At 73.3% G+C, this 9,618-nt stretch carries 9 protein-coding genes; 7 read left to right on the top strand and 2 right to left on the bottom strand.

The features are described 5' to 3' along the window. From EF903_RS22020 to EF903_RS22010, 4 genes are all read left to right on the top strand, one after another. The coding region (locus EF903_RS22020; RefSeq protein ID WP_125545782.1) for a CynX/NimT family MFS transporter at positions 1 to 1,235 on the top strand (1,235 nt) is incomplete at its 5' end. A 5-nt stretch (positions 1,236 to 1,240) separates the two neighbouring features. Further along, positions 1,241 to 1,360 carry an SGM_5486 family transporter-associated protein gene (locus tag EF903_RS35385; RefSeq protein ID WP_260615766.1) on the top strand — a complete coding sequence of 40 codons (120 nt, stop codon included), beginning with the start codon at positions 1,241 to 1,243 and terminating at the stop codon, positions 1,358 to 1,360. A 146-nt stretch (positions 1,361 to 1,506) separates the two neighbouring features. Then, the gene (locus EF903_RS22015; RefSeq protein ID WP_125545779.1) at positions 1,507 to 1,710 is read left to right on the top strand and encodes a hypothetical protein; all 204 of its coding nucleotides are present in this window, start codon (positions 1,507 to 1,509) and stop codon (positions 1,708 to 1,710) included. Positions 1,711 to 1,811: 101 nt separating this feature from the next. Then, the gene (locus EF903_RS22010; RefSeq protein WP_125545777.1) at positions 1,812 to 2,333 is read left to right on the top strand and encodes a histidine phosphatase family protein; all 522 of its coding nucleotides are present in this window, start codon (positions 1,812 to 1,814) and stop codon (positions 2,331 to 2,333) included. Positions 2,334 to 2,408: 75 nt separating this feature from the next. Here EF903_RS22010 and serB read toward each other — a convergent pair whose 3' ends face one another. Next, positions 2,409 to 3,608 (bottom strand): phosphoserine phosphatase SerB, encoded by a 1,200-nt coding sequence (gene serB / locus EF903_RS22005; RefSeq protein ID WP_125545775.1) that lies wholly within the window; start codon positions 3,606 to 3,608, stop codon positions 2,409 to 2,411. 495 nt (positions 3,609 to 4,103) lie between these two features. Here serB and EF903_RS22000 point away from each other — a divergent pair, with 495 nt between their 5' ends. Further along, the gene (locus tag EF903_RS22000) at positions 4,104 to 6,626 is read left to right on the top strand and encodes an FHA domain-containing protein (RefSeq protein WP_260615764.1); all 2,523 of its coding nucleotides are present in this window, start codon (positions 4,104 to 4,106) and stop codon (positions 6,624 to 6,626) included. Positions 6,627 to 6,717: 91 nt separating this feature from the next. On the opposite strand, the gene EF903_RS21995 is transcribed toward EF903_RS22000, so the two are convergent. Further along, entirely contained in the window at positions 6,718 to 7,407 is a 690-nt protein-coding gene (locus EF903_RS21995) for a transglycosylase SLT domain-containing protein (protein ID WP_125545771.1), read from the bottom strand. Between the two features lie 476 nt (positions 7,408 to 7,883). Here EF903_RS21995 and EF903_RS21990 point away from each other — a divergent pair, with 476 nt between their 5' ends. Beyond that, positions 7,884 to 9,014 (top strand): GAF domain-containing sensor histidine kinase, encoded by a 1,131-nt coding sequence (locus EF903_RS21990; RefSeq protein ID WP_125545769.1) that lies wholly within the window; start codon positions 7,884 to 7,886, stop codon positions 9,012 to 9,014. Continuing rightward, on the top strand, positions 9,007 to 9,618 hold a 612-nt coding region (locus tag EF903_RS21985), incomplete at its 3' end, for a response regulator transcription factor (protein ID WP_148142554.1). The genes EF903_RS21990 and EF903_RS21985, both read left to right, overlap by 8 nt.

Here is a 9,618-nt window from a genome sequence, read left to right as displayed (position 1 = left end):
GGCCCACCCCCTCCGCGGAGCCCGCACGGCCCGGCTGGCTCGGCCCCGTCCTCGTCCTCGGCATCGTCCTGGCCGCCCTCAACCTGCGACCCGCCATCACCAGCCTCGGAGCCCTCTTCGAAGAGGCCCGCACCGGCCTCGGCATGAACGGCACCGTCGCCGGGCTGATCACCTCCGTCCCGGCCCTCTGCTTCGCCGTCTTCGGCGTCACCGCGCCCCGCCTCTCCCGCCGCTTCGGCCCCGCCGCCGTCGTCTGCGCCGGCATGGCGGCCGTCGCCGCCGGACTGCTCGTCCGCCCCTTCGCCGACGGAGCCGCAGGCTTCCTCACCGCCAGCGCCCTCTCCCTGGCCGGCATCGCCCTGACGAACGTCCTGCTCCCCGTCATCGTCAAGCGCTGGTTCCCCGACCGCGTCGGCACCATGACCGGCCTGTACTCCATGGCCCTCGCCGCCGGCACCTCCCTCGCCGCCGCCGCGACCGTGCCGCTGACCTCCGCCCTCGGGGGCAGCTGGCGCACCGGCCTGCTCGTCTGGGCGCTCCCCGCCGCAGCGGCCGTCCTGCCCTGGCTGCCGATCGCCGCCGCCGCGCGCCGCGACCGGCGCCGGGCCGCCGCCGCGGGCGGGACGGCCCTCCCCGGGGCCGGCCCCGCCGTCGCCCGCAGCCGCACCGCCTGGGCCCTCGCCGGCTACTTCGGCCTCCAGGCCACCGGCGCGTACGTCACCATGGGCTGGCTGCCGCAGATCTTCCGCGACGCCGGGGTCTCCGCCGGCTCCGCCGGCGTCCTGCTGGCCGTCACCATGGTCATGGGCGTACCGCTCGCCTTCGTCATCCCGGGCCTGGCCGGCCGCATGCGCAACCAGGGCGCCATCGCCGCGGTCCTCGGCGCCTTCGGTCTCGCCGGCTACGCCGGCCTCCACCTCGCCCCCGCCGCCGGAGCCTGGGCCTGGGCGCTGCTCCTCGGCCTCTCCAACTGCGCCTTCCCGCTCGCCATCACCATGATCGGCCTGCGCGCCAGGACCCCGGGCGGCGTCGTGCGGCTCTCCGCCTTCGCCCAGTGCACCGGCTACCTCCTCTCCCTGCCCGGCCCCCTCCTCATCGGCGTCCTCTACCAGCACAGCGGCGGCTGGGACCTCCCGCTGGCCGTGATGGCGGGCCTCCTCCTCCCGCAGATCGCCCTCGGCGTCCTCGCCGGCCGGGACCGCACCGTCGAGGCCGAATGCGCCGTGCGACACTGAGCGGCATGGATCCCGTACTCGAACCCGACCCGCAGAACGGCCGCAAGATGCTCGGCATCGTCCTCGGGGCCATGCTCGCCATCACCGTGGCCATCGCCGTCGTCGCCACCGTCGCCGCCCCCTGACCCGCCGGGGTGGGGCTTCCCCCACCATCCCCTAGGGGGCGGGGTTCAGGGTCGCCTCGGGTGCACCCCTGATGGGCGGCACCCCTTCGGATCCCTAGATTCGAAGGAGTCAGCCCGTCCCACCCGCACACCCACGGAGGCGGCCCATGTCGGCCCCCACGCGCCCCACCGGATCACGCACCGCCGCCGGCGCCGACGCCCGGCTGCGCTGGTGGGCCCTGGCCCTGCCCGTCCTCGCCTTCTGCCTGCTGCTCCTCCTCCCGGCCGGCTCCGGGGAAGCGCAGGCCTCCACCGGCGACACCCCCCACCTGCTCCAGGTCGGCCGCGAACTGATGCGCGCCGCCGGCTGACGCGCCCCGCGCGCCCGCCCGCGCCGCGGCGCGCCCCGCCCCCGCACCCGGGCGGCGCGACACCCGGGCCCGCACGCCCCGATCCGTGGGAAGCTGGGCCCATGAGCGCCGACACACCCCGCAGGATCGTCCTCCTCCGGCACGCCAAGGCCGACTGGCCGGATGTGTCCGACCACGAACGCCCCCTGGCGGAGCGCGGGCGCCAGGAGGCACCGGCCGCCGGACTGAAGCTGGCCGAGACCGGCATCGCCTTCGACCTGGCCCTCTGCTCCACCGCCGTCCGCACCCGCGAGACATGGAAGCTCGCCGTCCAGGAGCTGCCCCAGCGCCCCCGGACCGTCTACGAGGAGCGGCTGTACGACGCCTCGCTCGGCGAGCTCATCGCCCTCCTCAACGAGACGTCCGACGAGGTCTGCGACCTCCTCGTGATCGGGCACAACCCGGGCATGCACGCCCTCGCCGACGCCCTCGCCGGCCGCGCGGAGGGCGACGCCCTCGCCAGGATGGCCCGTACCGGCTTCCCGACAGCGGCGCTCGCCGTCGTCTCCTTCACCGGCTCGTGGAAGACCGTCGAGCACGGCGTCGGCACACTGCTGGACTTCTGGACCCCGAAGGACCACTGACCCCCGACGACCCCGAGGACCCCGAGGACACGGAAGGGCCCCGGCGGCCGACCGCCGGGGCCCCTCCGCCTCCCGTCAGGTGAGGCCCGCGGCCTCGACCTCCTCGCGGGTGACGCCGAGCAGGTACAGCACCGTGTCGAGGAACGGCACGTTCACCGCGGTGTGCGCGGCCTCGCGGACCACCGGCTTGGCGTTGAACGCCACCCCCAGTCCGGCCGCGTTCAGCATGTCCAGGTCGTTGGCGCCGTCGCCCACGGCCACCGTCTGCGATAGCGGCACCCCGGCCTCCTCGGCGAAGCGGCGCAGCAGCCGCGCCTTGCCCGCCCGGTCCACGATCTCGCCCGTCACCCGGCCCGTCAGCCGGCCGTCGACGATCTCCAGGGTGTTGGCGGAGGCGAAGTCCAGCCCCAGCCGCTCCTTGAGGTCGTCCGTCACCTGCGTGAACCCGCCGGAGACCACGCCCACCTGGTAGCCGAGCTGCTTCAGCGTGCGGATCAGCGTCCTGGCGCCCGGCGTCAGCCGCACCTCCGCGCGCACCTTCTCCACGACCGACGCGTCGAGCCCGGCCAGCAGCGCCACCCGGGCGTGCAGCGACTGCTCGAAGTCCAGCTCGCCGCGCATGGCCCGCTCGGTCACCTCGGCGACCTCGGCCTCGCAGCCCGCGTGCGCCGCGAACAGCTCGATGACCTCGTCCTGGATGAGCGTGGAGTCCACGTCCATCACCACCAGGCGCTGCGCCCGGCGGTGCAGGCCCGCCGAGACCACCGCCACGTCGACCCCGATGTGCGCGGCGGCCGTGGCCAGCGCGGTGCGCAGCGGCTCGGTCGCGCAGCCGGACACCGCGAACTCGACGGCCGTGACCGGGTACTTCGCAAGCCGGAAGATGCGGTCGATGTTGCCGCCGGTGGCGGTGATCCGGGCCGCTATGGCCGCCGTGGACTCGGCGGTGAGCGGGTGCCCGAGCACCGTGACGTGGGAGCGGCCGCTGCCGCGCGGCAGGTTGTCGCCGGTGCCGGAGAGGATCTCCGCCTGCATCTTGAGGGACTCGGCCCAGCTGTGGACGGTGGCCCGCAGCTCGCCCTCCGTCCCGCCGGCGGGCATGGTGACGAGGGCGCACAGGACGATGCGGCCGCGGGTGACGACCTGCTCGATGTCGACCACGTCGACGGAGTACGCGGCGAGGGTGTCGAACAGCCCGGCGGTGATCCCGGGGCGGTCCTTGCCGAAGATCTTGACGAGGAGGGTGGGTACCTCGGAGGTCTGCGAAGCGCTCATGGTGCTCTCACCGTATCTGCCCGCCCGGCGCGGGTGGACCCCCGTCCCACCCACCGGGACCCCTTTCCCCCGGTCAGCGCGTCGGACGGGTGGACCGCGGGTGAACGGCGGGGGACGCGGGGTGCCGCCCGGCCGGGCCGCCGCGGAGCCCGGCGGCGCCCCCGAGTGTCACGGTTCACCAACGAAACGGGGGCCCGCACCGCCCCGACCGGGCCCGAGCGGGCCGGGAACCGCCCCTTCCGGGCGGGACCGGGGGGCCCGTACGGGCCGGGCGCGGGTGCAGGGAGTCCCGTATGGCCCGCTGCGGGTGCTTTGCCCGGCGGGCGGCCCGCCGAGGGGGCCTGACGGGGGCTCGATTCCACATGTCGGCCCCAGCCTGAAATAGTTCCCCAGGATGTTAGCCATCCCTAGACTCCCTGCCGTCGGACTCCCTGACGGCCGGGGAGATTCTCGGGGGACCTAAGTGGGGCTGGAGTGCCGGAACTCGTACTGGAATTGAACGGAAGGACCTGGACGCTGGACCCGTCCAGGTCGTACTCGCTGGGGCGCGACCCCCAGGGCGACGTGGTGGTCGACGACGCGCGCGTGTCCTGGCGGCACGCCACCATCGCGTGGAACGGACGGGGTTGGGGCCTGGAGGACCACGGCAGCACCAACGGCACGTACGTGCACGGTGCGCGGGTCCAGCACACCGAGCTCGCGCCCGGCACGCCGGTCCACCTGGGCAACGCCACCGACGGCCCGCGGCTGAACTTCACCGCCGCCGGCGCGCCCCAGCAGGCCGTGCCGCAGCAGCAGGCGCCGGCCTACCAGGCCCCGGCCCCCGCGTACCAGGCCCCGGCCCAGGCGCAGGCGGCCCCGGCCTACCAGGCACCCGCCCCGCAGCAGCCGCAGGCCCAGGGCTGGCCGCAGCAGCCGCAGCAGCAGGCGGCCCCGGCCCGGCAGCCGCAGTTCCCGCACCAGCAGGGCGGCGGCGCGGCTCCCGCCCAGGGCGCCGCGCCCGGCTACGGCGGCGACCGCAGCCCCACGACGTTCCACCAGATCGCCGTCGGCCGCGTCATGCGCATCGGCCGCGCCCTGGACAACGAGCTCGTGGTCTCCGACCTCCAGGTCTCGCGCCACCACGCGGAGTTCCGCTCCACCGGCGGCCGCTTCGAGATCCACGACCTCGGCAGCCACAACGGCACCTACGTCAACGGCCAGGCGCTGCCGAAGTCCGGCTCCGTGCTGCTGGGCCCGAACGACATCGTCGGCGTCGGCCACTCCACGTTCCGGATCGTCGGGGACCGGCTGGAGGAGTTCGTCGACTCCGGCGACGTCTCCTTCTCGGCCCGCCACCTCACCGTCACCGTCGACGGCGGCAAGCAGATCCTCAAGGACGTCACCTTCGGCGTCCCGGAGAAGTCGCTCATCGGCGTCATCGGCCCTTCCGGCTCCGGCAAGTCCACCCTGCTGAAGGCGCTCACCGGCTACCGGCCCGCCGACCAGGGCGACGTCCTCTACGACAACCGCAACCTGTACAAGCAGTTCGCGGAGCTCCGCCAGCGCATCGGCCTGGTCCCGCAGGACGACATCCTGCACAAGGAGCTGCGGGTCTCGACCGCCCTGAAGTACGCGGCCAAGCTCCGCTTCCCCGGCGACACCGCCGAGTCCGAGCGCGCCGCCCGCATCGACGAGGTCCTGCGCGAGCTCAAGCTCGACATCCACAAGGACAAGAAGATCACCGCGCTCTCCGGGGGCCAGCGCAAGCGCGTCTCCGTGGCGCTGGAGCTGCTGACCAAGCCGTCGCTGATCTTCCTGGACGAGCCGACCTCCGGCCTGGACCCGGGCATGGACCGCGACGTCATGCAGCTGCTGCGCGGCCTCGCCGACGACGGCCGCACGGTGCTCGTGGTCACCCACTCCGTCGCCGAGCTGTCGCTGTGCGACAAGCTGCTGGTCATGGCCCCGGGCGGCTCGGTCGCCTACTTCGGCCCGCCGGACGAGGCGCTGAACTTCTTCGGCTACAGCACCTGGGCGGACGTCTTCTCGGCCTTCGAGAACTACCGCGACTACGACTGGGCCGGCCGCTGGAAGGGCTCGCAGCACTACCAGCTGTACGCCGCCGACCTCGACGCGGTCGCCCCGCAGTCGGTCGCCATGCCCCCGCAGCAGATGATCCCGCCCAAGCCGCAGGCCTGGGGCTCGCAGCTGTGGACGCTGATCCGCCGCTACCTGTCGGTGATCGCCTCGGACAAGGGCTTCATGGCGCTGATGGTGGCGCTGCCCGCGGTCCTCGGCATCGTCTCCACCGTCATCCCGGCGAAGTTCGGCCTCGCCCCGCCGACCCCGCCGAGCCGGTTCAACGGCGACGCCGGCACGATCATGCTGATCCTCGCGGTCGGCATGTGCTTCTCCGGAGCCGCCAACTCGGTCCGAGAGCTGATCAAGGAACGGGTCATCTACGAGCGCGAACGCGCCACCGGCCTGTCCCGCTCGGCGTACCTGATGTCGAAGGTGATCGTCCTCGGCCTCATCACCGCCTTCCAGGGCGTGATCATCTGCGCCATCGGCTTCACCCCGCGCGAACTCCCCGCCGAGGGCCTGTTCATGTCGCCCGCCGCCGAGCTGTGCATCTCGGTGATCGCGCTCGGCTTCACGTCGATGATGTTCGGCCTGGTCATCTCCGCGCTGGTGAAGACCGCCGAGAAGACCATGCCGCTGCTGGTCATGTTCGCCATCGTCCAGGTCGTCTTCACCGGCATCCTGTTCCAGATCTACGACAAGCCCGGCCTGGAGCAGTTCGCCTGGCTGATGCCGTCCCGCTGGGCCATCGCCGCCGCCGGCACCACGCTGAACCTCGGCAAGCTGATGGCGCCGTGGGACATCGAGCACCCGGAGAACACCGACCCGCTGTGGGACCCCACGGTCGGGCAGTGGACCCTGGACATCTTCGTCCTCGTCGCGCTCGGCGTGGCCTGCGGGTTCGCCGTGCAGCGCCTGCTGCGCCGCCACGAGCCCGAGGTCATGCGCAACTAGCGCACGGCTCCGCGCGAGAACGCCGAAGGGCGGCACCCGGTTCCGGGTGCCGCCCTTCGGCGCAAGAGGCCGCCGTGCCGTCCGCGCCGGCTCAGTAGGCGCTGTTGACGTTGTCGATCGTGCCGTAGCGGTCGGCCGCGTAGTTGCAGGCGGCGACGATGTTGGCGACCGGGTCGTACTGGTCGAACTTGGTGCCGGGCACGTGGTAGGCCTTGAAGGTCGGGTAGATGACCTGGAGCAGGCCCTTGGACGGGATGCCGTTCTTGGCGTTGATGTCCCAGTTGTTGATGGCGAGCGGGTTGCCCGAGGACTCGCGCATCACGTTCTTGTGAATGCCTGCGTAGGTGCCCGGGATGCCCTCCTTCTTCATGATGAAGAGGGCTTCCTTGATCCAGCCGTCCAGGTTGTTCGCGAAGACGGGGGTGCGGGCGGCAGCGCGGCTGGCGGCGGCCTTGGCCTCGCGGGCCTTCTTCGCCTTGGCCTCGGCCTCTGCCTTCGCCGCGGCGTCCGCCTTGGCCTTGGCGGCGGCGGCCTGCTGGGCGGCCTTGGCGGCGGCGGCCTGCTGCGAGGCCAGGTTCGCCTGCACGGTCTGGGCCTGGACGGCGCCCGTGACCTGCGTCCACGCCGCGGGAGCGGCGGCGGCCTCGGCCGGACCGGAGTTCCCGGCACCGCCGGGGACGAGGGTGGCGGCGAGGGCGGCGGCGCCGAGGGCGGCGACGGTGGCGAAGGACCTCTTGTGGGCCTTCGTCAGACGACGGCCGGGGATGTTGATCTCGGACATGCGTGGACAACCTCTTCGAATCGCGGGAGCCGCAGGAGGGCGGCTGCGGATCGGGGGAGATCCGCGGCGCCGTGCGACGGAGGCAATTCTTAGCGGCGGCAAAATCCTGTGGCAAAGGTGTGACGTACGATCCCGCTTAGTGGATCACGTCGCCGCTCCGAGCCTGGAATTCCGCCGCGCAGACCGCCCGGAGCAGCGTTGATGTCGCCTTTACCCGTCCACTACGCTCCTTCGTAAGTGACCTGGGTCCTATGCGCGGGCTCACATCGGGCATGTAACAGTCTCACCTGGCGTTGCCAAAGCAATGCAATGTGTCACCGCAGTCCGACTCCAGGAGGACCCCCGCCGTCTCCTCCGTCCTCCCGAAGGCGGAGGAACGCGCCCGCGATCTGCACCCCCGGACCCGCCCCCTCCGGCTCCCGCCCTAGGACTCGCGCCCGATCCCGCAGGTCACGGCCCCGAGTACGGTGATCTCCATGGACCACGGACCCCGCAGCGGCCTCGCCGCCGTCAGCACCGCACTGCTCGCCATGAGCCGGCGGCTGGAGGTACGCGACGTCCTGCGCACGATCGTCGTCGAGGCCCGCGCCCTCCTCGGCGCCCGCTACGCCGCCCTCGGCGTCCCCGACGACCACGGCGGGTTCGCACAGTTCGTCGTCGACGGCATCAGCGAGGAGCAGTGGCGCCGCATCGGCCCCCTGCCCCGCCAGCACGGCATCCTCGCCGCGATGCTCCACCAGGAGGGCGCCCAGCGCCTCGCCGACGTGCGCAAGGACCCCCGCTTCGAGGGCTGGCCCGCCGCCCACCCCGAGATGGCCGACTTCCTCGGCCGCCCCATCCGGGACGGGGAGGAGACCCTCGGCGCCCTCTTCCTCGCCAACAAGCACGCCCCCGGCGGCTTCACCGAGGAGGACGCGGAACTCCTCGGCCTCCTCGCCCAGCACGCCGCCATCGCCCTCACCAACGCCCGCCTGTACGAGCGCAGCCGCGAGCTCACCATCGCCGAGGAGCGCTCCCGCCTCGCCCACGAGCTGCACGACGCCGTCAGCCAGAAGCTCTTCTCCCTCCGCCTCACCGCCCAGGCCGCCGCCGCCCTCGTCGACCGCGACCCGGCCCGCGCGAAGGACGAGCTCCACCAGGTCGCCGTCCTCGCCGCCGAAGCCGCCGACGAACTGCGCGCCGCCGTGACCGAGCTGCGGCCCGCCGGCCTCGACGAGGACGGCCTCGCCGCCACCCTCCGCGGCCACGTCCGCGTCCTCGACCGCGCGCACGCCGCACGCGTCACCTTCACCTGCGACGGTGTACGCGCCCTGCCGGCCGCCCAGGAGGAAGCCCTCCTCCGCGTCGCCCAGGAAGCCCTCCACAACGCTTTGCGGCACTCCGGCGCCGACCGCGTCGACGTCGTGCTCGCCCGGCGCGGCACGGGCGCCGTCCTCACCGTCGCCGACAACGGCAGCGGCTTCGACCCCGCGGCCGTGCGCGCGGCCGGACGCCACCTCGGCCTCGTCTCCATGCGGGACCGGGCCGCCGGCGCCGGCGGCCGACTCACCGTGCACTCGGCATCCGCCGCGGGCACCACGATCGAGATGGAGGTACCCGGTGGCTGAGGAGCCCGGCCGGATCCGCGTCCTGCTCGTCGACGACCACCAGGTCGTCCGGCGCGGCCTGCGCACCTTCCTGGAGGTCCAGGACGACATCGAGGTCGTCGGCGAGGCCGCCGACGGCGCCGAGGGCGCCGCCCGCGCCGAGGAGCTGCGGCCCGACGTGATCCTGATGGACATCACGATGCCCGGCACCGACGGCATCGAGGCCCTGCGCCGGCTCCGCGCCGCGGACAACCCCGCCCGGGTCCTCGTCGTCACCAGCTTCACCGAGCAGCGGACGGTCGTCCCGGCCCTGCGCGCCGGCGCCGCCGGATACCTCTACAAGGACATCGACCCGGACGCCCTGGCCGCGGCCATCCGCTCCGTCCGCGCCGGGCACGTACTGCTCCAGCCCGAGGTCGCCGAGGCGCTGCTGTCCCAGGACGACCAGCCGGCGGCCGGCCGCGGCGGCTCCCTGACCGAGCGGGAGCAGGAGGTCCTCGGCCTCATCGCGGACGGCCGCTCCAACCGGGAGATCGCGCGGGCGCTCGTCCTGTCGGAGAAGACGGTCAAGACGCACGTCTCGAACATCCTCATGAAGCTGGACCTCGCCGACCGCACCCAGGCG

The organism is Streptomyces sp. WAC05292 (assembly GCF_003949955.1).
GTDB lineage: Bacteria > Actinomycetota > Actinomycetes > Streptomycetales > Streptomycetaceae > Streptomyces > Streptomyces globosus.
The sequence above is the reverse complement of the archived record's forward strand: the minus strand, read 5'-3'. Positions and strand labels throughout refer to the sequence as shown.

Coding starts and splice junctions, on each gene's coding strand:
- EF903_RS22010 (WP_125545777.1), top strand. CDS start 1,812: ATGAGCGCCGACACACCCCGCAGGATCGTCCTCCTCCGGCACGCCAAG.
- EF903_RS22015 (WP_125545779.1), top strand. CDS start 1,507: ATGTCGGCCCCCACGCGCCCCACCGGATCACGCACCGCCGCCGGCGCC.
- EF903_RS21995 (WP_125545771.1), bottom strand. CDS start 7,407: ATGTCCGAGATCAACATCCCCGGCCGTCGTCTGACGAAGGCCCACAAG.
- EF903_RS21990 (WP_125545769.1), top strand. CDS start 7,884: ATGGACCACGGACCCCGCAGCGGCCTCGCCGCCGTCAGCACCGCACTG.
- serB (WP_125545775.1), bottom strand. CDS start 3,608: ATGAGCGCTTCGCAGACCTCCGAGGTACCCACCCTCCTCGTCAAGATC.
- EF903_RS35385 (WP_260615766.1), top strand. CDS start 1,241: ATGGATCCCGTACTCGAACCCGACCCGCAGAACGGCCGCAAGATGCTC.